The following is a 23,050-nucleotide window of genomic DNA, read 5'->3' on the forward strand; positions in this document are numbered from 1 at the left end:
GGACGCTAGAGGTCGAGCACCAGCCGATCCGCGTCCGATCCGGCGACGCACACCATGAGATAGCGCTCGCGCTCATACGGCGACAGGATGCGGTCGCGGTGCACGGGCTTGCCCTCGGTCCAACCGACCTTGCAGGCGCCGCAGATGCCGCCGCAGCACGACGTCGGTATGTCGATGCCCCCTTCCTGTAATGCGGCCAGCATGGTCTGGCCGGCGCGGACCTCGATCTCGGCGCCCGAGCGCGCCAGCGACAACGTGAAGGGCTTTGCGTCGGGATCGACGACCGGCGGCGGCGCGATGAAGCGCTCGATATGGACATTGGCCGCGGGCCAGGTTGCGGTCACCTGCTCGAAATCGTCGGTCATGCCCTCCGGCCCGCAACAGGCGACCAGCGTGTCCGCCCCGCGCTCTCCAATGAGCACCGCGAGATCGGGACGCCCGGTCCGGGACGTGCAATGCACGACGACACGGCCCGCCTCGATCAGCGCGCCGAGATGCGCAGCGAGCGGCACCTCCTCGCGCACGATCAGATGCAGCACGAAATCCGCCTCGCCAGTTCGCGAAAGATGCCGCGCCATCGACAGGAACGGCGTCACGCCGATGCCGCCAGCGATGAACACATGGCGCGCAATGCCTGCACCGGGATCGAGGCCGCCGCGCGGCAGCGAGACGCCGATCACGTCACCGATTCCAACCTCGTCATGAAGCGCGCGCGAACCGCCGCGCCCATCCGCCTCACGCTTGACCGCAATGAGGTAGCGCGCATTGTCGGCGGGCTCGTTGCATAGCGAATAGGTGCGGACGAGGCCGTTCGGCAGGTGCAGATCGATATGCGCGCCGGGCTTGAAGGGCGGCAGCTCCCAACGGTCGGGATCGGCCAGCGTGAACAGTTTTATGCCTGCTCCCGCGTCCTCGATGCCGGTGACAATCGTCTTGATCGTCGTAATGGGACGCGCCTTCATGCCGCGTTCCGCACGGGATCGCCGACCTTGACGATGCCGCCTTGCAGGATCCTGCAGTTCAGGCCGGAGCGGTTGATCAGGGGATCGAAGATCGTCTTGCCGGTGATCTCCTCGATATGCCGGCACGGCACCGACAGCCGGGTTGCCTCCAGCAGGGTTTCCCCGAGCCAGAAGCGGCGGCCGACCAGATGGTTCAGCGGTACGCCTTCGACCGTGACGTTGCGCCGATGCTCTTCGGGACCGAGCTCGATGCCGGCATCGCGCTTGAGGGCGACCAGCGTCTCGAGCTCGAACAGGGTGACCTGCCGACCCTCTTCCGGCTTGTGCGAGTAAAAACCCTCTTCGTTGCCGATCATGTAGCGGTCGCCCTCGATGCCTTTGCCCGCGATAAGGGTGATCGCGTCAACTGCGCGCATTGGCAGGAACGCGCGCGGGGTAAGATGGAGAAAGCGCACCACGCCGGCCCAGCCGAGCTGTGCAGTCTTCTGCGCCGGGCCGGCGCCGATGGTGTCGAGCATGACAAAATCCTTGTGAGAAGCGATGGCACACCGCAAGAGGCGGCGCGCCGCGGGATCAGGTCAGTTCCTTGTTCGCCATTTCCGGCGCGAAATTGGTCGCAGTTGCCGTGATGGCCGCGCAGGCGATCAGCAGCAGCGAGACCGGCCAGGTGGCGCCGCCGCTCCACGCCATCAGAGACGCCGCGATCAGCGGCGTCAACCCGCCGCTGATCGCCGCGCCGACCTGAAATCCCAGCGAGGCGCCGCTGTAGCGCAGCCGCGCGGAAAACAGCTCGGAGTACCAGGGCGCGCCGATGCCGAACATCACCATCTGGCCGAAGGTGATCGCGACCACGATGGTGCAGATGACGATGGCGGGATCGCGGGTGTCGAGCAGCCAGAACAGCGGGAAGGCAAACAGCGCCGAGAACAGGCAGCTCGCATAGAACATCCTCTTGCGGCCGACGATATCGGACAGCCAGCCGAACAAGGGAATGGCGAGCAGCGCGACCAGCGATGCGGCAAACGCACCGTTCAGCACCACCGCGCGCGACAGGCCGAGATTGGCCGTGGCGTAGGACATCACGAACACACCGCCGATGCTGGCATAGGCGATCTCCGAGATCTTCAGTCCGACCGCGGTGAAGAACGGCCGGCGATGGTGCTTGAAGATCTCGACCAGCGGCATCTTCGCGACGTCCTTCTTGGCCTGGACCTGACGGAAGGCCGCGGTCTCCTCCATGTTGAGGCGGATGTAGAGGCCGACGCCGACCAGGAGAATCGAGATCAGGAAGGGAATGCGCCAGCCGTAAGTCATGAAGTCGCTTTCAGGCAGGCTCGCCACCAGCGCAAACATCCCGATTGCGGCGAGATTGCCGATGGGATTGCCGACCTGCACCATGCTGCCGAGCAGGCCGCGGCGGTGCGTCGGGCAGTTCTCCACCACCATCAGCACCGCCCCGCCCCATTCACCGCCGAGGCCGATGCCCTGGAGGAAACGAAGGCCGATCAGGAGCAGCGGCGCGGCGATGCCGATCTGCTGGTAGGTCGGAAGCAGGCCGATCAGGAAGGTGCCGATGCCCATCACCATGATCGTGATCGCGAGCATCGCCTTGCGGCCGACCCGATCGCCGTAATGGCCGAAGATCGCAGCGCCGAGCGGTCGTGCCAGAAATCCGACCGCATAGGTGCCGAAGGCGGCGATGGTGGCGAGCGCGGGATTGCCGGCGGCGAAGAAGACTTTGTTGAACACCAGCGCGGTCGCCGTGCCGTAGATGAGGAAGTCGTACCATTCGACCGCGGTGCCGATCACGCTCGACCACACGATCCGTCGCAAGCTCGCCGCCTCGTCCGGCGCTACGTTCAGGGTTACGTCGTCTGCTACGGTCATCGATCTCTCCAAAAGGTACCGGCGCCTGGGAAAAGCAGTTGGTTCGGTCCGCGGAGCCCATCGGCTGTCGCGACGGTAAAATCGATCATGTTTACTGACGGAAATCAACGTCACCAAACACGGCAAATGCCGCAGCGAGCGGCAGAACGCACAGAATGCTCGATTTTTCGGCTGTATTATGCGGTATACCAGGGTATCTGCTCACAATATCCGCGACCATGCTCGAAATTTCTGCGGATCAGTTTTCCTTTGGAATACACGCTCACGCGTTCGGAACAGGCCACGCGCGCCGGCGGGCTGGCAGTCGGACGGCATCTGATGCAAAAGAAGCATCAGCAGTTCGGGAGACTCATGCGTGCTTGACGTCAGCAAAGCGACAGCGGTCGGGGCCAACATCCGCCAGGCGCGGATTGCCAAGGGCCTCACGCTGGATCAGCTTGCCAGGCAGAGCGATCTCACGCGCGGCTACATTTCGCTGGTCGAACGCAATCTCAAGATCCCTTCGCTCGCCGCGCTGCTGCGGATGGCCGCCGCCCTCGAGGTCAATGTCGCGACGTTCTTCGACCCGAACGCCGAGCCCACGCCGCGCTACACGCTGTTCCGCCGCGAAGGCGGCAATGTCCCGCTGTTCCAGGACACGTTTGGCGTGGTGCCGCTGGCAACCGGCCGCACCCGCAAGATGATGGAGCCGTTCCTCCTCAGCCCGCCGCACAAATCGGCGACGCGCGCCTCGCATGCCGGCGAGGAGTTGCTGTTCGTCGTCAACGGGAAAATTGCAATCAAGCTGGACGGCGAAGAACTCGTCCTCGGTAAGGGCGACTGCCTGTATTTTTCAGGCGAGACGCCGCACGAGGTGAGGAGCCTCGGCCGGCAGAAGGCGGAGGTTCTGGTCGTCGTCGCCCAGAACGCGACGACATAACGCCGGATTTGCGCAAATAGCCTAGCGGAACCAGAAGAAACGCCCCTGCGGCGGCACTGGCTCGGGCGGACGCGGCCGCTTCGGGCGCGGCGGTTTTGGCGCCGGTTCGGCGGACGAGGTGGTTTCCGCAGCAGGCGCCACTTCGCTCCCCGGCACCTTCACCGACAGCAGCAGGTTGGATTCATGCGTGCGCCAGCGATACCCGACGCCGAAATCGATCGGCTGGGCGCGCGTGAACAATTCGGCGTAACGCTCCTGGTAGCGGCCGGGGAATTCGCCGATCGGTCCGAGATAGCGGCCGAACGGGAAGAACCGCCACTGCCGCGCATTGTAGTTCGCGAGCGGAATGCCGGAATCGTCCTGGATGATGGTGGCGCTGTTGGCGAGCAGCCAGTCGCGCGCGACGGTGAAGTTGCCGGAATGCAGCAGATAGGACGCGCTCTTGATCAGGCTGTTGCCGGGGCCGAGCGTCTCGCAGAACTTCAGGAATCCGGCCGCGCGCGCGCCGGAATTGGAGAGATCGGTCGAGAAATAATACAGCGTGCGCGCTTCGCCATCGGGGCCCGCGAAGGTGATGCGAACGCCGCGCGTCGCATTCGGTCCCGGATTGTCGTTGCCCGCATGTATTCCGCCCTTGTCGTCGAGTGCGATCATCTCGACATTGCGGATGGTCTTGCCGGAGCGCGCAAGGAAGACATAGAGGATCGGCAGGGTGCCGTTGACCTGGTTGGTGTGCAGGTCGACCTTCATCTGCTTGGTGATGAAGAAGGAGAAGCTCAGGATCGAGCCGAGCGAGCGCTCGACATTGTAGAGCGCGGCCCCGACCGATCCGCGCGGCAGCCGCGTCAGGTCGGGCACGGCGCCGACCGGCTCCAGCGCACCGAGCACGTAGGTGCTGGCCTTGGAATAGAAGGCGTTGGCGTAGAGGAAATCCGGACCGCTGAACAAGTAGAACATGGTCGGCCTTGGCGCAGCCAGATTGACGTCGGACCAGGTGCGAATCTTCGAGAGCTGCCGCTGCTCGAGCTGGGAGAAGGCCCCGTCGAAGAATTTTGCGTGGCGCTGCCAGCCCGGATCCTTCGTGAGCGGCGCCAAGGGCGAGTCTGCCGAAGGCTGCATGCCCGCAAGGAAGCGGGCGGTATCGTCGAAGGTTGCGTCGGCGGCGTGCGCGGACGAAATGGCTGCAGCCAGCAGGGCAAGACCGACGGCCGCAATTCTCAGGGGTCGAAACATGTCTATTCGCGATGGTGTGACGTGCCAGCGGCGACCGGCCGCCTGCGGAAAACAGCATAAATCAACAGACCCGAGAGCATGACGAGCATTCCCGAGAGCGACTGCACCGGCCGCTCGGTCAACAGGTAGTACATCATGAACGCGGTCACGAGCAGGAAAACGAGCGGCGTGAAGGGGTATCCCCAGGCACGATAGGGCCGCGGCAGGTCGGGATCGGTAATGCGCAGCTTGATGACGCCGGCAACCGTGAAGAACGAGCAGAACAGCAGCGCGAACTGGATGAAGTCGAGCACCGCCTCGAAGCTGCGCGTGAACAGCAGCAGGGTTGCGACCGCGAGCTGAAACAGGATGGCATAGGCCGGTGCGCCGCGCGTCGACTTGCGCGAGAACGCCCGCAGCGCCGGAATGTCCTCCCCCATCGTCATCATCACGCGCGGACCGATCCACATCATCGCGCTGATCGAGGAGATCAGGCCGACGCAGATCATGGCGCCAACGATCCGGCCGCCGAGGCTGCCGAAGATGGCGCTCCCGGCAACGCTGGCGACGTCGAGCTGGCCGGCGAGCGCGCCGACCGGCGTGGAATAGAGAAACACTGCGTTCAGCGCGACGTACAGGACGAGAACGATCAGCGTGCCCGCGAGCAGCGCCCGCGGCAGGTTCTGCTGCGGCATGTTCATCTCGCCGATGATGTAGGTCGCCGCATTCCAGCCCGAGAACGAGTACATCACGAAGACGAGGCCGATCGCGAAGGGCGCGCTGACGATGTGTGTGAGGTCGCCCGGCTGCGGCGTGAAGGCGATCGGCTGCGGCACGCCGACGATGAAGCCGGCGACCAGGAAGGCGACGATCAGCACGACCTTCAGGATGGTCGAGATCAGCTGGAAGGTCGAGGAGTGCCTGACGCCGGTCAGCTGGACGAGCGAGACCAGCCACACCACGCCGATGGCGAGCGGGATCGGCGGCAGGTCCGGGACGACCGATTTGGCATATTCGCCGAAGGCCATCGCGGCGAGCGCGACCGGCGCGGCAAAGCCGACCGTCGCCGAGACCCATCCGGCGAGAAACCCGAAGGCGGGATGGTAGGCGCGACCGAGGAAATTGTACTCGCCGCTCGAGCGCGGAAACATCGCCCCGAGCTCGCTGTAGGAGAACACTCCGCACAACGCGACGATGCCGCCGACGCTCCACAGCAGCAGGATCGAGAAGCCGGACGGGATGTCCTTGACCTGAAAGCCGAGGCTGGTGAAGACGCCGACCCCGATCATGTCGGCAACGACGATGGCGGTCGCGACCAGAACGGAGACGCCGGCCCCGCTCCCGGTCAGCCGGCCAGTCCAGGGCGCCGGTCCCGCATCTGATGCCGTCATCGGGGTCCTTAACCTCAGGCGTCACGCCTCGTGGAAAGCATCGTGCAGTTTGGTCCAGTCAATTCAAGCAGGGTTAACAAGGGTTAAATGAGGCAACGGAAATAGGTATCAAAGCACCTTTTATGCATGGTCCTGGGCAATAAAGCTCCGCAAACACCGGAGAATCCCGTTCCCCTCCCCCACAATCACGACACGATTGCGTGGTCCTTTTGAGCGTTCCGGATGTGGGGAAGTTTCTCCGGACACTTAACGTCGCCTAAACGCCAATCGGCTCAATTGTCTGGAAATCGCCGATGGACGTGACTTTGGGGTCATGGGTGGATGGTCGGGGCCGTTCCGAAATTGAGAGCTGACATGCCTGCAGACCGGACGACGTCCGGTGCACGCGGTCGTGCGCTCCGGATCGGCCTGATCTCAGCCTTGGTGCCGCTGTTGCTCGCGCAGGTTCAATGCGGCAAGGCGCCCAATCCAGCAGCGCTCGCGGCGAACTCGCAGGCCAACGTCCAGGTGGTCGCCAAAACCAATCCGCAAGCCACCAATCCACAAGTTGCGAGCGGCGACACGTTCGAGGATCGCTTCCCTGCCCCTCAGTTCAGGGAGCGCTTCCCCTCGGCGAGCGAGGGTTTCCTGCAACGGCAGATGTCGGACTTCTCGCCCAAGCGCGCCGTGCAGCCGCAGCCGGAGCAAGCGCCCTACAAGGTGGCTTCGCTCGCACCGCAGGTGCCCTACCAGCGTCCGCCCCGCGAAGACCTGACGACGCTCGTCAGCATGAAGTCCTCGGCCTTCCCCTATTTCGGCAACAACCCGGCTTCCGACGCGCCCTTCCTCAACATCTCCAAGGGCGACCGCCGCGGCCACCGCAGCTATTCGGGACGTGTCTACTGGCAGGACGAGACCTATAGCGACAACCGCGTGCTGATGCACGTCCCCGAGCATTTCGACGTGCGCAAGCCGGGCGTGATCGTGGTGTTCTTCCACGGCAATGGCGCGACGCTGGAGCGCGACGTGCGCGACCGGCAGCTGGTGCCACGGCAGGTTACCGATTCCGGCGCGAACGCCATCCTGCTTGCGCCGCAGATGGCAGTCGATGCCGCCGATTCCAGCGCCGGTAAGTTCTGGCAGGCGGGCGGCTTCAAGCGCTTCATGGATGAATCGGCGAGCCACCTAGCCCGCCTCACCGGCGATCCCAACAGCGCGCGCGCCTTCGCCAACATGCCGATCGTCATCGTCGGCTATAGCGGCGGCTTCCTGCCGACGGCCTGGAGCCTCGAAGTCGGCGGCATCAGCGACCGCGTCCGCGGCGTCGTGCTGCTCGACGCCGTCTATGGCGAAATGGACAAGTTCGCCTCCTGGATCGCGAGCCACCGCTCCGGCTTCTTCGTCAGCTCCTACACCCACTACACCGCACGGCGTGACCGTGAGCTGATGAGCATGCTCAGACAGAAGGGCATCAGCGTCTCCGAGGACATGGACGGGCCCCTGCGTCCCGGCAGCGTGGTGTTCGTGGAGACCGGCGACGGCATCACCCATCGCGACTACGTGAACCGCGCGTGGACGCAATATCCGCTCAAGGACGTGCTGGTGAAGATGTCGGCGACGCCGGCGCTGGCGCTGACTCGGGTGGCGGCGACCACTCCACCGGCATCGAACCGATAATCCGGATATTGCGCCAGCCGGTATTTCAGTGTGCCGCCTGCAATTCTCTCAAAATCTGATGTTGATGGCCGACATCCCCGGGCGCCAACGGATTGTTTCCGCTGGCAACGGCCATAGTTTGCCGGCCAAGTTGGATTTGGAATTTTCTGCGGGGACAGGTCGTGCGTCAGGGACTGTACAAGGTCGACTTCCACACGGTTCACGGCACCGGATGCGGCGTCGTCTATGTGACGGACGGCAAGATGCGCGGCGGCAATTCCGCCTTCGCGTTCATGGGCACCTATACGGGCGAAGGCGACGCGATCAAGGTCAAGATCTCGACCCAGCGCTACAACGACGACCCCTCCTTCAAGGGACTGTTCGGCGTCGACCGGGTCACGCTGACGCTCACCGGCCGGGAGGACGGCGACGCGGCGGAGTTCGAAGGCAGCGCGCTGCAAGTGCCGGGCGTTGCCTTCAGGGCGGTGCTGAGCCGGATCAGCGACTAGGCGTCCGGCATCCTGGCCTTACGTCTTGGGCAGCTTCGGAATGCTCTCGGCAAAACCGTTGAAGCAGGCCAGCCGCTCGTCCTCTTCCTTGAAGAAACGGCAATCGGCGTAGCCCTTGGCCTTTGCCGGCTTCGGCTTCGGCGCCGGCGGGATGACCCCATCGTAGCAATTGAGGCGGTCCTTGGTGCCGTCGTCGATGTCGAGACAGGCCTGGAGCCGCACCGCGATCGATTGCGGCTTGCCCTTCGGCGCTGCGACCGGCTTGGCTGCGGCCTCCTTGGTCCCCGATTTGGTCCCCTTCGGCTTGACCTGCACCAGCGGCTTGTCCCCGACCATCGGTGGCTTGTCGGTCTGCGCAAACGCGGAGGCTGAATAGAGCACCGCGGCAACCGCCAGAATCATCCTCATTTCAGTCAACTCTCTTTGGTCCCCATGACCGGCCTTCTAGCGCTCTCCCGCGCGGTTTGCCAAGGACCTTGCACGCACGAATACGCTCCCGTCAGGCCACAGCGGCGGCGGCCGGCCGGGGCCGGGTCAGGATCACCAGGACCAGCGCCAGCACGACGAAGCCGACCGCCACGAAGCCCAGCGGATGCAGGAGTTCGCGGGCGAACAGCAATCCGCCGATGGCGGAGCCGACCGCCTGGCCGATATAGAGGACGGAAGTGTTGAGCGCGACGGTTGCCGACGCCAGCGGCGGCGCGGCCGCGACCAGCCGCACCTGCTGCATCGAATTGGTCGAGGCAAAGCCGAGGCCCCAGATCGCGACCGCGCCCGCCATCAGGACCAGCGTCCCCGCGCCGAGCGCCCAGCCCGTGATGCCCGCAAGCAGCAGGCAGGTGAACAGCAGCGAGGTGCGATAGGGCCCCCAGGTGTCGACGATGCGGGTCGCGATCACGACGCCGAGGAAACCGCAGAGTCCGTAGATGCCGAACACCATGCCGATTGCATCTGGCCCCGCCCCGGTCAGCTTCTTGAGCAATGGGCCCATGAAGGTGAACACCACGAACTGTCCGGACATTTGCAGCATGGTGATCGCCAGCAGCAGCACAACCGTCCTGCTGCGCCCGATCGCGCTCCAGGTCTTCAGGTCCACCGGGGTGCCCTTCAGTCCAGCAGGCAGGCGCAGCAGCAACAACAGGAAGTTGATGCAGCCAAGCGCGCCGATCCCGCCATAGGCCGCGCGCCAGCCGTAGCGGCTGGCAATGAACGTGATCAACGGTAGCCCGACAGCTGCTGCCAGCGACCAGCCGAGAAAGAGATAGGCGATCGTGCTGCCGCGCCGCTCCACCGGCACGATCAGTGCCGCCGTGCCGGCCGCCTGCGGCGTGTAGAGCGCGCCGACCGCGAGCATCACGAGGCGGATGACGAGAAGGCTCATATAGTCGGGCGCAAACGCCGAAGCGAGATTGCCCAGTGCCAGCACCGCCAGCGTCGTCACAAGCAGCGTCCGCCGTTCGATGCGGCTGGTCAGCCAGGCCGTCAGCGGCGAGCCGATGCACAGTATGATCGCGCCGAAGGTGATCAGGAGCCCGGCCGCGTGGATGCTGATGCCGAGCCCCGACGACAATTCCGGCAGCATCCCCGCCGGCGCCAGCACCGAGCAGCCGGTGACGAGATTGCCAAGCATCAGGGCAGTTGGCGCGAAACGGCCGGCGGCGGGGGATTTTTGCATGCAATTGCATGTAGAGCGGCTTGCCACCGATTAAAGGGCGCCGGTCGAATTAGTTGGCAAGGCCCCGCTTTTGCACGCCACTTTCTTGGAAATGCCGGATTGCGCAGGCCGAATCGCCTGATATATCGCTCGTTCCCGCTTACCTGCGCTCGTTCGCAGGAGTGAGCCTCAGGAGAAAAGCAATGACCGAACAGCCCAAATCCGAATCCGGCTTCCAATACAGCCTGAGCAATCTGAAGCCCGTGACCCCCGCGCCCAAAGTCACCCTCACCTTCCCCGACGGCGCCCGGCGCGAATACGACAAAAGCATCACCGGCCTCGATATCGCCAAGGGCATCTCGCCGTCGCTGGCCAAGCGCACGGTTGCGATGGCGCTCGACGGCGAGCTCACCGATCTCAACGATCCGATCGAAGCCGATGCCAAGATCGAGCTCGTCAACCGCGACGATCCGCGCGCCCTCGAGCTGATCCGCCACGACTGCGCGCACGTGCTGGCGGAAGCCGTGCAGACGCTGTGGCCGGGCACGCAAGTCACCATCGGCCCGGTGATCGAGAACGGCTTCTATTACGACTTCTTCCGCAACGAGCCGTTCACGCCGGAAGACTTTGCCGCGATCGAGAAGAAGATGCGCGAGCTCGTCGCGCGCGACAAACCCTTCACGAAAGAGGTTTGGGACCGCGAAAAGACCAAGCAGGTGTTCCGCGACAAGGGCGAGGCCTTCAAGGTCGAGCTGGTCGATGCCATTCCCGGCAACGAGCCGATCAAGATCTACTACCAGGGCGACTGGTTCGACCTGTGCCGCGGCCCACACATGACCTCGACCGGCAAGGTCGGCAACGCCTTCAAATTGATGAAGGTGGCCGGCGCCTATTGGCGCGGCGATTCCAACAACCCGATGCTGACCCGCATCTACGGCACGGCGTTCGCCAAGCAGGAGGACCTCGACGCTTACCTGAAGCAGATCGAGGAAGCCGAAAAGCGCGACCATCGCAAGCTCGGGCGCGAGCTCGACCTCTTCCATTTCCAGGAGGAAGGTCCGGGCGTGGTGTTCTGGCATCCGAAGGGCTGGACCATCTTCCAGCAGCTGATCGCCTATATGCGGCGACGCCTGACCGGCGACTACAGCGAGGTCAACGCACCGCAGATCCTCGACAAGGTCTTGTGGGAGACCTCCGGCCATTGGGGCTGGTACCGCGAAAACATGTTCGCAGCGCAGTCCGCCGGCGACGAGGCCGAGGACAAGCGCTGGTTCGCGCTCAAGCCGATGAACTGTCCCGGCCATGTCCAGATCTTCAAGCATGGCCTGAAAAGCTACCGCGACCTGCCGTTGCGCCTCGCCGAGTTCGGCGTGGTGCATCGCTATGAGCCGTCCGGTGCCATGCACGGATTGATGCGCGTGCGCGGCTTCACCCAGGACGACGCGCACATCTTCTGCACCGAGGACCAGCTCGCCGACGAGTGCCTGAAGATCAACGACCTGATCCTGTCGACCTACGCGGATTTCGGCTTCACCGGCGATCTCACCGTGAAGCTGTCGACCCGGCCTGAAAAGCGCGTCGGCACCGATGCGATGTGGGATCACGCCGAGCGGGTGATGGCGACCGTGCTGCGCGAGATCCAGTCGCAGAACAATCACATCAAGACCGAGATCAACCCGGGCGAAGGCGCCTTCTACGGCCCGAAGTTCGAATATGTGCTGCGCGACGCCATCGGCCGCGACTGGCAGTGCGGCACCACGCAGGTCGACTTCAACCTGCCGGAGCGGTTCGGTGCGTTCTACATCGACCACGACGGCGGCAAGAAGCCGCCTGTGATGGTGCATCGCGCGATCTGCGGCTCGATGGAGCGTTATATCGGCATCCTGATCGAGCACTATGCCGGCAACTTCCCGCTCTGGCTCTCGCCCGTGCAGGCCGTGGTCACGACGATCACTTCCGAGGGCGACGAGTACGCCAAGCAGGTGCTGGAGCAGGCGCGGCGCGCCGGGCTGCGGGCCGAGATCGACCTGCGCAACGAAAAGATCAACTACAAGGTCCGCGAGCACTCGCTGGCCAAGATCCCGGCACTGCTCGTGGTCGGCAAGAAGGAGGCCGAGACCCATTCGGTCTCCGTCCGCCGGCTCGGCAGCGACGGCCAGAAGGTGATGACGACCGCGGAGGCGATCGCCGCCCTCGTCGAGGAAGCGACCCCGCCGGACGTGAAGCGGGCACGCGACGCGGCCTGATCGCGATCAGGCCGCCCGATCCTGCCCGACTTTGATGAGGGACTCTGCGGGAATGCCGAGTCCCTCATGCAGCCGTCTGATCATGCTCAGCGTCAATTCGCGCCTACGGTTGAGCACTTCGTGAACCCGGTTTCGGCTGCCGATGAAGGGAATCAGATCTTTCGGCTGCAAGCCGCTCTGCTCCATATGATATTTGATCGCCTCGACCGGATCCGGAAGATCGAGCCGATAGTGCTTACGCTCCCACGCCTCCACCAGCGTCACGAGCACATCCAGCCGATCGCCCTCAGGCGAGTTCCGGCGCGCACTCATCAACGTCTCGATCTCCTTGAGGACGCTGCGATAATCCCGGTTGGACTTGATTGGCGCGATTTCCATCATCGACCTTCTAAACGGTTTGAGCATCGATTGCGTCGTACTGCCGATGTGTTCCGACAAAACGGATATAGACCACGCGATATGGATAGTTGATCCAGACCACGACGCGATATTTGTTGCCGGCGACGTTGAAGACGACGCGGCCGTCCCTGAGGATACTAGCGGTTCGGATGTCTCGCTTGACGTCCGCGGGCTTCGCCCAATCGGCCTGTTTCACCTGCCGAAACCAGGCCATCAGGGGCTCGCGTGCGTCAGAGACCTCGCCAGCCCGATCGAGAAACGCCTTGATCGTGCTGAGCGCTATGATCCTCATCCAATTCATCTTAGCATAGTCCCAACTTGGGACCATAGCTTTCTGGCCTGCTACCAGCAGATCTCATAATACCTCTAAAATCCCTTCCATTCGTCTTCTGCCAGGCTTATGTCCGGCAACAACAGCAAGCCATAAGGACGCCCCGTGCCTGACGCCATCGAACTCCTGAAGACCCGCCGCTCGGTCAAGCCGCGCGAGATGACCGGGCCCGGTCCCTCCCCGGCCGAGCTCGAGACGATCCTGACCATCGGCGCGCGCGTGCCCGACCACGGCAAGCTCGCGCCATGGCGCTTCATCATTTTCGAGGGCGATGCGCGCGCGCGCGCCGGCGAGGTGATCGCCAAGGTCTTTGCCCGCAAGAATCCCGGCGCGCCTGCGGCCGACGTCGAGACCGAGCGCAAGCGCCTCACCGATGCGCCGCTGGTGATCGGCATCGTCAGCTTCACCAAGCCGCATCCCAAGGTGCCGGCGTTCGAGCAGGAATTGTCGGCAGGCGCCAGCGCCATGAACATCGTCACGGCCGCGACCGCGCTCGGCTACGGCGCCTGCTGGCTGACCGGCTGGTTCTCGTTCGATCGCGACGTGCTCGACGGCCTCGGCCTCAAGCCGGACGAAAAGCTCGCCGGCTTCATCCATATCGGCACGCCCACCAAGCCGAGCGAGGACCGTCCGCGACCGTTCCTTTCGGAAATCGTGACGCGATTTTAACCGAAGGCGTGTTGACGCCTCTGGCGTCTTGCGGCTTTGTTCCCGACTGGGGAGGAAGCCCGGATGAAGCGTCGTGAATTTCTGGTCGGGGCCGCGCTGCTCGCCGGCAGCATGGCGCGCAGCCGCGCGGCCGACATCCCCGCCCCGTCGCCCGACGGGCTCGACCGCATCGCCGCATATTTCGACAACGAGGTGGCAAGCGGCCGGTTGCCGGGCGCCGTGATCGTGGTCCAGCAGCACGGCAAGCCAGTCTATCAGAAGACCTTCGGCGTGCGCGACACCAGGACCGGCCTCGCCATGACGCCGGACACGATCTTCGCCATCCACTCGATGACCAAGCCGATCACCTGCCTCGGCGCGATGATGCTGATCGACGAGGGCAAGCTCGCGCTCACTGATCCCGTGTCGAAATACGTCCCGCTCTTTGCCGACACCAAGGTGGGCGTGGAGCCGGAAGGCACCTCGACGGTGAAGCTCGAGCCGCCGCTCCGCCCCGTCAACATCGAGGATCTGCTGCGGCACACCTCGGGCATCAGCTACGACTATATCGGCGCCCCCTGGGTGATGCAGGTTTATCAGGCCGCCAACATTTTCGAAGGGCCCTTCGACAACAGACAATTCGCCGACCGCATCGCCAGGTTGCCGCTCACGCGCCAGCCCGGGACGCTGTGGCGCTACGGCCATTCCACCGACGTGCTCGGCGCCGTCATCGAGATCATCTCGGGGCAGACGTTGTACGAATTCCTCAAGCAGCGCATTCTCGATCCGCTCGGAATGAGCAGCACCAAATTCGTGCTGAAGACTCCGGAGGAGCGCGCGCGGATGGCACGACCGCTGCCGAGCGACCCGATCCTGCTCGCCGGCGAGCGCGACCGCCTCGCCCATCCCGAATGGGAGTCCGGCGGCGGCGGGCTGCTGTCGACCATCATCGACTATCAACGCTTCTCCCAGATGCTGCTCAACGGCGGCGAGTTCGAGGGTAAGCGTTACCTCAGCCCTGCCGCGTTCAAGGACATGACGACCGATCACATCGGGCCCGGCTCGGGTGTGGGGCGCGACTATTTCTATTTCCCGGGCGACGGTTTTGGCTATGGCTACGGCATCGGCGTGCGCACCGATCCCGGCAACGCCAAGCCGCCCCCGCCCGGCTCCCTCGGCGAGTTGAAATGGGACTCAGGCAGCGGCACCTATTTCGGCGTCGATCCCAAGCTCGACATGGTCTACCTCTTGATGCAGCAGACCCAGAACGAGCGCAGCCGCATCACCCCCGCCTTCAAGGCGCTGGTCTACGACTGCTTCCCACCCGCGCTACGCCGCCCGTGAGGCGCGCTGGCCGAAATCGGCGAGCAGTTTGGCGATCTCGGCGGCAGGCCGGGCCGCGCTGAACAGAAAGCCCTGAACCTCGTTGCAGCCTTCCGCGCGCAGCCAGTCGAGCTGATCCTCGGTCTCGACGCCCTCCGCGGTCGTGGTGATGTTGAGGCTGCGGCCAAGGCCGGAGATCGCGCGCACGATCGCGACGCAATCGGGGCGCTGCGCCAGATCCTTGACGAAGGAGCGGTCGATCTTGATCTTGTCGAACGGGAAACTGCGCAGATAGCTGAGGCTGGAATAGCCGGTGCCGAAATCGTCCATGGAGATGCTGACGCCGAGCTCGCGCAATTGATGCAGGATCGCGAGATTGGCATCGGTCTCGGCCAGGAAGATCGACTCGGTGATCTCCAGCTCGAGCCGCTTCGGTGACAGGCCTGATTGCGCCAGCGCGGAGATGACGACCTGGACCAGATTGCGGCTGCGGAATTGCGCCGGCGACAGATTGACCGCGACCTTGACGTCGACAGGCCATTTCACCGCCTCGGCACAGGCTTCGCGCAGCACCCACTCGCCGAGCTGGGTGATCAGGCCGATGTCCTCGGCGACCGGAATGAACTCCGCCGGCGAGATCATGCCCTTGTCGGGATGACGCCAGCGCAGCAGCGATTCGAAGCCGGAGATACGGTCGGAGGCGATCGACACCAGCGGCTGGTAGTGCAGCTCGAACTCGCCATTGGCAAAGGCGCGGCGCAGATCGAGCTCCATGTCGCGGCGCTTCTGCGCCTGGAGGTCCATTTCGCGCTCGAAGAAATGATGCACGCCGCCGCCGTCCGACTTCGCCCGGTACAACGCCATGTCGGCATTGCGCATCAACTCCTCCGACGTCACGCCATCGCCCGGCGACAGCGCAATGCCGATGCTGGCGCCGATCACCATCTCCTGGCCGTCGATCTCGTAGGGCGTCTTCAGCATGTCGATCAGCAAGGCTGCGCAGGCGCTGGCCTCGTTCGGCGAGACGTCGGCCGCCAGGATCACCGCGAACTCGTCGCCACCTAGCCGGGCCGCGAGATTGGCGCCGCGGACCGCGGTGGTCAGACGTTCGGCCACCTGCGTCAACAGGCGGTCGCCCACCGGATGTCCGAAGGAATCGTTGATGTTCTTGAACAGGTCGAGATCGATGTAGAGCACACCGACCCGCTTGCCTGCGGCCTGGTCGAGCGCCTGCTTCAGGCGTTCCTGGAAATATTCGCGGTTCGGCAGGTCGGTGAGCCCGTCATGATGCGCCATGTGAGCGACGCGCGCCTCGGCCTTGCGCCGCTCGGTGATATCGACCACCGCGACGAGGTAGCCGTCGCGATCGTCGAAGGCGACACGGCGGCCGAAGGTGAGCACCTCGATCTCGCTGCCGTCGGCGCGCAGGTGTCGCCAGTTGCGCGAGGAATGATAGGCGTCGCCGACGCGATCGAGCGCCTCGGCGTGACTGTCCCACTCGTCCTCGGGCCAGATCTCGTGCAGCTTCATGCGCAGGAAGGTGGCGCGGCTGTAGCCGTAATGCTGGACTGCGGCATCGTTGACGCCAAGGAACTGCTTGCTCTCGGCGTCGAACACCCACATCGGCATCGGGTTGTTGTCGAACAGCAGGCGAAACGAGGCGTCGCGCCGCTTCAACGCGGTGACGTCGGAGATCGTCAGCGAGAGCACGTCGGCGAAGGCGGTGGCGCTCAGCCGCAGATGTCGGCCATCATGCTCGATCTCGAGCTGCTCGCCGCGGCCGCCGGAGACGGCCTTGAGCAGGAATTCCATGATGTCGGGCGAAGCCAGCAGGGTGTCGCCCTCGCCGATCCGCCGCCACAGCAGGCCCGCGCCTTCGGTCTTCAGCAGCAGTCCGGCGCTCTTGTTGTGATGCACGATCTGGAGATCGAACGGCTTGCCGCCGGCGTCGCGCAGAGCCACCAGCGAGATCACCGCATCGTCGGTTGCTGAGAAGATCGCATCCAGCAGATTGTATTGCGCGCCGCGCTCGTTGATGTAGGCACCGACCAGCGTGACACCCCAGCGCGAGGCGGTCGGCAACGCCAGCACATCGTAGGTCCGGACCATGCCGTCGCGGACGCAATGCGCGCTTCCCTGGTGCGGCCGTCCGTTCGCAAGCGCGCTTGTCGCTGCCTCCGACAGCGCCGTGGCGCAGTCGGGCGAGAGCTCGGCGACGGGGATGTCCCAGCGCTCCTCGCCGAGCCATTTCTGCACGTAGCGTCCGCTGCGCGACAGTTCGAGCGTACCGTCGTTCTTCAGCAGCGCGATATGATCGGCAAGCCGGCCGAGGCTGCCGAGCATCACGTCCTCGTAGCGCGGCAGCCGTTCGCCCGGTTTCAACGCGGCGCGCCATTTGCGCTGAAGCACCGGGATGTCGTCAAACATTTCGGCGGCCGGTTTTCCCGGCATCTTCTTCGCGGCACTCATTGCAGTCCCCAACGCACTTTCCGAGCGGCATCCAATGCAGCTGCACTTAACGGCGTGTAAAGAGCGCGTGGTCGCGGGTTCCATTCGGCGATTATGACAGATTTAAGTCAGGTGTTGGTTAGGGCGCGTTAGAGACTATGACGGTTTTGTTTTGCGGGCTGCGCTGCGCCACTCTTCGGTGTCGTCCCGGCCTAGTACGCAATTGCATCAACACCGTCATTGCGAGCGCCGCGAAGCAATCCAGAATCCCTCCGCGGAAAGACTCTGGATTGCTTCGCGGCGCTCGCAATGACGGAGCAAGGAGCGTCGACATCGCTTCTGCAGCTCGCACTTCAGCACGCAGACACACCTTCGCATCCTCGCGGCGCATTTCGCCCGAGCTTTGCTTGATCGCCTCACCCTCAACTGAAAGAGGGCGCAGGGAAGGCCGGGAGCCGGTTGGCTCCCATCGACCGCCATGCCAAGAGCAGATTGCGTATGCTTCATGCACAGCGGGTAACAGGGCAACCGGAGCATCCCGGCCTTCCCTGCGCAGTGGTTTTACGGCTTATGTCGTGCTCTCCCCGGGGAGCGTTGCACTATTGCCCCCGTCGCCGTTGCAGATGACTGATGCGAGGGCCCGGTTGGGCCGCACGCATCACCGCAAGACTTGGCGCACAGACCCCGGGCGCCAGGACCACACGATTTTGCCGTACGCAGATCACACCGGTCGTGTGCGCGAGGTGTTTCGCTCACGGCTCTCCGCCCTGCGAAATCCTTCGCGCCGATGTGGCCTGCGTCCACCGCCGCCCGGCCCGCGTTCGTGACGATCGCGATACGCCCCTCTTCCTTGGGCCGGAGTGCGCGCACTATCCGCCAATTCCGAATTTCGGTAAAGTGGAATATTTTTGCGGACGCAGATTGACGGGCATATTGGGTGTTTTGCCCGACAGGCAACACAAGAGCTTGTAGCCCGGATGACGATTCACTTCGGCCGAGCCCAGCTTGCCAGGCCATGTCGGAGAGGAAGGCCCATCGCCGCACGGACCAGATGCGAGACGGCCCGCCCGGATCAGGTGAACGGGATACGGCGAAACGCGCCGGGGGATACGCCAAATGTCCGACGCATCGCGCGCGACAAGCCTGATCCTGATTCAAAACCCGTGCGCCACGCGACCTCACCGATCGAAAGCGACGTCTCCACCAGCATGCGACGTGCGCTCTCGACGCGTTGACGATTTCGATACTCGCCAATCGACAAGCCGGTGTGCCGCCGGAACAGCCGCGTCGCATGGCGGCGCGACAGCCCGAATGCGGCAGCGATATCGTCAATCGGCACGTCCTGGTCAAGCCGTTCGTCGATGGTCGCACGCATCTCGGCAACGACGACGCCACCATGGTCATCGCCGGTTGCGCTGGAGAGCAGTTCGCCCTGCTCGACCCGATTCAGCATCGCAACCAGCAGCGCGGTCGCCAGATGGTCCAGCGCCTGCTTCGGCGCGGCATCGCTCTGGCCCGTGCAGCACAAACGCAGCAGCGTCCGGATAAAGGGAGTCGTCGCGAACATCGCAGGCTTCTTTGCATGCCGCTGAAGATCAACCGAAGGCGCGAACTGCGCGAGCGCTGGTTCGGTGAGATAAAGAACGACGTGATTGCTGAGGCGACGAATCGCCTGCGATTCGTGGGCCTGCATTTTGGGCACCACGATGAACCGTTCCTCGCTGAGATACATCACCGAGCGGCGCGTTTCGTCCCGAAACGCGATCGTCCCACTCGTCGGCATCAAGATCATCGCGCAGTCGTGCCAGTGCCACTGCGTCCGGTATTGCACGCCGCCTCCTGCGACGACGGCGCGATGCTCGCCCGCGTCGAGGAGGCGCGATGGCGGCACCGAACGTAGAATTTGTTCAAATGATCGAAGCATGGATCTGTCACCTTAGCACATCCAGGACGTCCGCCGAAATCCTGATGGCCCATCCGGTCATCTGATTTGGCCCGATCGGGTGCGCCAGATGCTGCCCGAGCCCGCATTCTGGTGGCATGACACACCAGCACATCCGCGATCGGCGCTACCCTGACCGGGCCTTCCTGGTCAACGTGTTCAGCAACGGACCCGGAGGCGGCAACCCGGCACCCGTCGTTGTTGACGCTCGCGGGCTCGATGGCGAAGCGATGCGGCGGATCGCGGCAACGCACGGCCACGAGAGCGCCTTCGTTCTGCCCGGACGGGGCAGTTCCGACTACCATTTTCGCTTCTTCGTCCCGAACCACGAAATGGAGATGTGCGGGCATGCGACGCTGGGAGCGATCTGGCTGCTCGATCAACTTGGTCGGCTGGCGCTGAAGGACGTCTCGATCATGACGCTTTCCGGACCGGTCGAGGCGCGCGTCGACGGCGGGCAGGCACGCATCAGTCAGCCCAAGGGATGGTGCAACACTGTCGAAGATGTCGGCGCGGTGCTGGACGTTCTCGGACTGCAGCCCTCCGACCTGTTCGACTATCCAGTCCAGAACGCCGCAACCAGCCGCGTAAAAACACTTGTCCCGCTTCGCTCGGTCGAGATCCTCCACGGCCTTCGACCGGACTTCTCACGGGTTGCGAGCGTGTGTGACCAGATTGGCTCGACAGGGCTCTACCCTTTCGCACTGGTCGACGCGACAGCATCGATCTTCTCCGCCAGACAGTTTCCGCGCTCGTCCGGTTATCCGGAGGATGCGGCGACCGGGATCGCCGCAACGGCGCTGGCATGGAGCGCTTGGGAATTGGGCCTGATTTCGCAGCATCGCGTCGTCGTCCGGCAGGGTGAGGCGATGGGACGGCCCTCGCAGATCACGATCGAACGCGAGGGCGACCGCTGCTGGCTGTCCGGCGACGCCGAGCTGATTGGGGAGATGCCGCTATGAACCGCCGCTTGTTTCTCGCATTTCTTGCCGCGACGGCGGCCAGCAAGAGCTTCGCGCAACACAACGCGACGTCCTGGCCGACAAAGCCGATCCGATTGATCGTGCCCTACGCGGCAGGCGGACCGACCGATGTCGCAGCGCGAATCCTGGCAGAAACCATTTCCCAACAATTGCCCAGGCAGGTGCTGATCGAGAACATCACGGGCGCGGGCACGACGGTCGGCACGGCGAGAGCGGCTGGCGCCAAGGACGGGCACACTTTCCTGATCGCGACCGTCGCACACGCAGTGAACGCCGTGCTCTACACCAATCTGCCTTTCGACCCGGTCCAGGACTTCCGCAGTGTGGCCCTCATCGGAACAGTCCCGCAGATCGTTCTGGTCAAGAAGGATTTCCCCGCAACCTCGCTCGCTGATCTCATAGCGGCTGCGCGCGCCAAACCGGGAGCCCTGACCTACGGCTCGGCCGGCATCGGCTCAGCCCAGCATCTTGCTGCGGAACTGCTCGCGAGCTTGGCGAAGATCAACATGGTTCACGTCCCCTACCGCGGCAGCGGGCCGGCCGTCACCGATCTCATGGGTGGCCAGATCGATCTGGTGATTGATAGTGCAGCGACGGGGCTCTCCCATATCAAGGGCGGCGCATTGCGCGCGCTTGCGGTGACGACGAAGGAGCGACTTTCCGCCTTGCCGGATCTGCCAACCGCAGCTGAAACGCTGCCCGGCTACGAAGCCTACACGTGGAATGCGATCCTTGCGCCAGCGGGCACCGCGCCCGAGATCATCGCCGCGATGAATGGGATGACCAACACCGCTCTGTCCAACCCGGCCCTGGTCAAGCGGTTCGACGAACTCGGCATTGCCATCGCAAAGGGCACGACGCCCGAGGCGACGGACGCCTTCATTGCCGCGGAGATGGCAAAATGGCAGCCAGTTCTTCGCAGCGCCGGTATCGCGCCGGCTGCACCTTGATCCGTCCGGACCCCAGAACGAGTGCACGCAGCCGAAGCCTCTAGTCCTCGCTGGACGCCGCGGAGCGGTTGCGCAGATGAGCCTGCGACAGCAGGAAGAACAATGCGCGCTCGCCATGATATTTGGCGGCCGGCCGCGTGCGCTCGAACCCGTCGGCAAATATCTTGCCGGACTGGTCGCACACCTGCCACCGCCAACCAAACCGCTTGCGCCTGGTAAGGATCACTTCGAACATGCCGACAGGCTTGGCCCCCTGCTCCTCGCCGGTCTCGCAGGTCAACCCACCTGCTCCGGCCTCCCCCATTGGGCGGATGCCCGACATATAACCCAGCAGGATGGAAAGAGAATAAAATTGATTATCGGAAATACGTATCTTCCACCGGCCGTGACGAAGGCGCGGCGCGTCCGGAATAAGCTGATGCTCCCGGTGTTAACCGGCCTTCCGACGCAGCTTGATAGCGCTGACAGTGGTATGCAAATCGGAACACAAGACGACAACGCCCGGTAAGCGAACGCTCACCGGGCGTCTGATGACAATCTCTAGCGACCGACTCGCGCCTGGAGATGAGCGGGATAGCGATCACCTTGCACCGCGACCTTGGCCAGCACCTCTGCAATGGCCGCGAGATCGGCTTGGGACAACGTTACCACCGCCGCGCCGAGATTTTCCTCGAGCCGCTGCAGCTTGGTGGTACCGGGAATCGGCACGATCCACGGCTTCTGCGCCAGCAGCCAGGCCAATGCGATCTGCGCCGGCGTCACTTTTTTCGCGGCAGCGATCTGCCCGAGCAGCTCGACCAGTGTCTGATTGGATTTGCGTGCGCTGGATGAGAAGCGCGGTACGATGTTGCGGAAATCGCTCGCCTCGAACGTCGTGCTCTCGGTGATCGCACCGGTCAGAAAACCCTTGCCGAGCGGACTGAACGGAACGAAGCCGATGCCGAGCTCTTCCAGCGTCGGCAGGATCTCCTGCTCCGGCTCGCGCCACCACAGCGAATATTCGCTTTGCAATGCGGTCACGGGCTGGACCGCGTGAGCGCGGCGGATGGTTGGCGCGCTCGCCTCCGACATGCCGAAATGCAGCACCTTGCCGTCGCGGATCAGGTCCTTCACCGCGCCTGCGGTGTCCTCGACCGGCACGTCGGGATCGACACGGTGCTGATAGAACAGATCGATGCGGTCGGTCTTGAGCCGCTTCAGGGCGGCCTCCGCCACCGCCTTGACGTTGGCGGGCGTGCTGTCGAGGCCGGCTTCGACCTTGCCGCCCTTGAAGCCGAACTTGGTGGCGATCACGACCTTGTCGCGGAACGGCGCCAGCGCTTCGCCCAGCAGCTCCTCATTGGCGAATGGACCGTAGGCCTCGGCGGTGTCGAAGAAGGTCACGCCACGCGCGAAGGCGGTTCTGATCAGTGTGATCGCCTGTGACGTCTCGGTGGCCGGACCATAACCGTAGCTCAACCCCATGCAGCCGAGGCCGAGGGCCGAGACCTCCAGACCACTCTTGCCCAGTTTGCGTGTCTGCATCGCCGTTCTCCTTCAAAATCACGTCGGCTGCGAATTTAAGCCGCATGCCAGCCTGCGATTAGATGATAAAAGCGGCATGTACTCATG

General features: G+C 64.1%; 21 protein-coding genes. 8 read left to right on the forward strand and 13 right to left on the reverse strand.

Features of this window, described 5'->3' with window-relative positions; translation table 11 throughout:
* Nucleotides 1-5 precede the first annotated feature (5 nt).
* The 3 genes from AC1RUR_RS20375 to AC1RUR_RS20385 are packed head-to-tail and all read right to left on the reverse strand — an operon-like array spanning nucleotide 6 to nucleotide 2,849.
* On the reverse strand, nucleotides 6-962 hold the full coding sequence (locus AC1RUR_RS20375) for a PDR/VanB family oxidoreductase (RefSeq protein ID WP_492847186.1): 957 nt from the start codon (nucleotides 960-962) through the stop codon (nucleotides 6-8).
* A complete protein-coding gene (locus AC1RUR_RS20380) occupies nucleotides 959-1,480 on the reverse strand; it encodes an MOSC domain-containing protein (protein ID WP_492847188.1) in 522 nt (173 codons plus the stop codon). The genes AC1RUR_RS20375 and AC1RUR_RS20380 overlap by 4 nt, the downstream gene beginning before the upstream one ends.
* Nucleotides 1,481-1,535: 55 nt before the next feature.
* Entirely contained in the window at nucleotides 1,536-2,849 is a 1,314-nt protein-coding gene (locus AC1RUR_RS20385; protein ID WP_492847190.1) for an MFS transporter, read from the reverse strand.
* Between the two features lie 355 nt (nucleotides 2,850-3,204).
* Here AC1RUR_RS20385 and AC1RUR_RS20390 point away from each other — a divergent pair, with 355 nt between their 5' ends.
* Nucleotides 3,205-3,768 carry a helix-turn-helix domain-containing protein gene (locus AC1RUR_RS20390; protein WP_492847192.1) on the forward strand — a complete coding sequence of 188 codons (564 nt, stop codon included), beginning with the start codon at nucleotides 3,205-3,207 and terminating at the stop codon, nucleotides 3,766-3,768.
* Nucleotides 3,769-3,789: 21 nt separating this feature from the next.
* Here the strand turns inward: AC1RUR_RS20390 and AC1RUR_RS20395 are convergent, their stop codons facing one another.
* Complete coding sequence (locus tag AC1RUR_RS20395; protein WP_492847193.1) at nucleotides 3,790-5,001, reverse strand: hypothetical protein; 1,212 nt, start codon at nucleotides 4,999-5,001, stop codon at nucleotides 3,790-3,792.
* A 2-nt stretch (nucleotides 5,002-5,003) separates the two neighbouring features.
* Nucleotides 5,004-6,371, reverse strand: a complete 1,368-nt coding sequence (locus AC1RUR_RS20400; protein ID WP_492847195.1) for an APC family permease — start codon at nucleotides 6,369-6,371, stop codon at nucleotides 5,004-5,006.
* A 354-nt stretch (nucleotides 6,372-6,725) separates the two neighbouring features.
* Here AC1RUR_RS20400 and AC1RUR_RS20405 point away from each other — a divergent pair, with 354 nt between their 5' ends.
* The gene (locus AC1RUR_RS20405; RefSeq protein ID WP_492847197.1) at nucleotides 6,726-8,027 is read left to right on the forward strand and encodes an alpha/beta hydrolase; all 1,302 of its coding nucleotides are present in this window, start codon (nucleotides 6,726-6,728) and stop codon (nucleotides 8,025-8,027) included.
* A gap of 161 nt (nucleotides 8,028-8,188) precedes the next feature.
* The gene (locus AC1RUR_RS20410; RefSeq protein ID WP_492847199.1) at nucleotides 8,189-8,515 is read left to right on the forward strand and encodes a hypothetical protein; all 327 of its coding nucleotides are present in this window, start codon (nucleotides 8,189-8,191) and stop codon (nucleotides 8,513-8,515) included.
* 18 nt (nucleotides 8,516-8,533) lie between these two features.
* On the opposite strand, the gene AC1RUR_RS20415 is transcribed toward AC1RUR_RS20410, so the two are convergent.
* On the reverse strand, nucleotides 8,534-8,923 hold the full coding sequence (locus AC1RUR_RS20415) for a hypothetical protein (RefSeq protein WP_492847201.1): 390 nt from the start codon (nucleotides 8,921-8,923) through the stop codon (nucleotides 8,534-8,536).
* A 91-nt stretch (nucleotides 8,924-9,014) separates the two neighbouring features.
* Entirely contained in the window at nucleotides 9,015-10,190 is a 1,176-nt protein-coding gene (locus tag AC1RUR_RS20420; protein WP_492847203.1) for an MFS transporter, read from the reverse strand.
* Nucleotides 10,191-10,372: 182 nt separating this feature from the next.
* Here AC1RUR_RS20420 and thrS point away from each other — a divergent pair, with 182 nt between their 5' ends.
* On the forward strand, nucleotides 10,373-12,415 hold the full coding sequence (gene thrS / locus AC1RUR_RS20425; protein WP_492847205.1) for a threonine--tRNA ligase: 2,043 nt from the start codon (nucleotides 10,373-10,375) through the stop codon (nucleotides 12,413-12,415).
* 6 nt (nucleotides 12,416-12,421) lie between these two features.
* Here the strand turns inward: thrS and AC1RUR_RS20430 are convergent, their stop codons facing one another.
* Both AC1RUR_RS20430 and AC1RUR_RS20435 read right to left on the reverse strand, forming a co-directional pair.
* Entirely contained in the window at nucleotides 12,422-12,793 is a 372-nt protein-coding gene (locus tag AC1RUR_RS20430; protein WP_492847407.1) for a helix-turn-helix domain-containing protein, read from the reverse strand.
* 10 nt (nucleotides 12,794-12,803) lie between these two features.
* Nucleotides 12,804-13,106 (reverse strand): type II toxin-antitoxin system HigB family toxin, encoded by a 303-nt coding sequence (locus tag AC1RUR_RS20435; protein WP_492847207.1) that lies wholly within the window; start codon nucleotides 13,104-13,106, stop codon nucleotides 12,804-12,806.
* Nucleotides 13,107-13,250: 144 nt separating this feature from the next.
* Between AC1RUR_RS20435 and AC1RUR_RS20440 the strand changes: the two genes are divergently transcribed.
* Both AC1RUR_RS20440 and AC1RUR_RS20445 read left to right on the forward strand, forming a co-directional pair.
* Nucleotides 13,251-13,814, forward strand: a complete 564-nt coding sequence (locus tag AC1RUR_RS20440; protein WP_492847209.1) for a nitroreductase family protein — start codon at nucleotides 13,251-13,253, stop codon at nucleotides 13,812-13,814.
* A 63-nt stretch (nucleotides 13,815-13,877) separates the two neighbouring features.
* Nucleotides 13,878-15,137, forward strand: a complete 1,260-nt coding sequence (locus AC1RUR_RS20445) for a serine hydrolase domain-containing protein (protein WP_492847211.1) — start codon at nucleotides 13,878-13,880, stop codon at nucleotides 15,135-15,137.
* Here the strand turns inward: AC1RUR_RS20445 and AC1RUR_RS20450 are convergent.
* A complete protein-coding gene (locus AC1RUR_RS20450) occupies nucleotides 15,123-17,585 on the reverse strand; it encodes a putative bifunctional diguanylate cyclase/phosphodiesterase (RefSeq protein WP_492847212.1) in 2,463 nt (820 codons plus the stop codon). The two genes, AC1RUR_RS20445 and AC1RUR_RS20450, sit on opposite strands and share 15 nt — an antisense overlap.
* 1,051 nt (nucleotides 17,586-18,636) lie before the next feature.
* A complete protein-coding gene (locus tag AC1RUR_RS20455) occupies nucleotides 18,637-19,488 on the reverse strand; it encodes a helix-turn-helix domain-containing protein (protein ID WP_492847215.1) in 852 nt (283 codons plus the stop codon).
* 116 nt (nucleotides 19,489-19,604) lie between these two features.
* On the opposite strand from AC1RUR_RS20455, the gene AC1RUR_RS20460 reads away from it, so the two are divergent.
* Together AC1RUR_RS20460 and AC1RUR_RS20465 are read left to right on the forward strand one after the other, a co-directional pair.
* Nucleotides 19,605-20,468: a PhzF family phenazine biosynthesis protein gene (locus tag AC1RUR_RS20460; protein WP_492847217.1), complete on the forward strand. Its 864-nt coding sequence runs from the start codon at nucleotides 19,605-19,607 to the stop codon at nucleotides 20,466-20,468.
* A gap of 101 nt (nucleotides 20,469-20,569) precedes the next feature.
* On the forward strand, nucleotides 20,570-21,439 hold the full coding sequence (locus AC1RUR_RS20465) for a tripartite tricarboxylate transporter substrate-binding protein (RefSeq protein WP_492847408.1): 870 nt from the start codon (nucleotides 20,570-20,572) through the stop codon (nucleotides 21,437-21,439).
* Nucleotides 21,440-21,479: 40 nt separating this feature from the next.
* On the opposite strand, the gene AC1RUR_RS20470 is transcribed toward AC1RUR_RS20465, so the two are convergent.
* Together AC1RUR_RS20470 and AC1RUR_RS20475 are read right to left on the reverse strand one after the other, a co-directional pair.
* Nucleotides 21,480-21,719: a hypothetical protein gene (locus AC1RUR_RS20470; protein ID WP_492847220.1), complete on the reverse strand. Its 240-nt coding sequence runs from the start codon at nucleotides 21,717-21,719 to the stop codon at nucleotides 21,480-21,482.
* A 260-nt stretch (nucleotides 21,720-21,979) separates the two neighbouring features.
* On the reverse strand, nucleotides 21,980-22,963 hold the full coding sequence (locus tag AC1RUR_RS20475) for an aldo/keto reductase (RefSeq protein WP_492847222.1): 984 nt from the start codon (nucleotides 22,961-22,963) through the stop codon (nucleotides 21,980-21,982).
* Between the last annotated feature and the right edge of the window lie 87 nt (nucleotides 22,964-23,050).

It is taken from the genome of Bradyrhizobium sp. GW821-FHT12B03 (assembly GCF_058807535.1).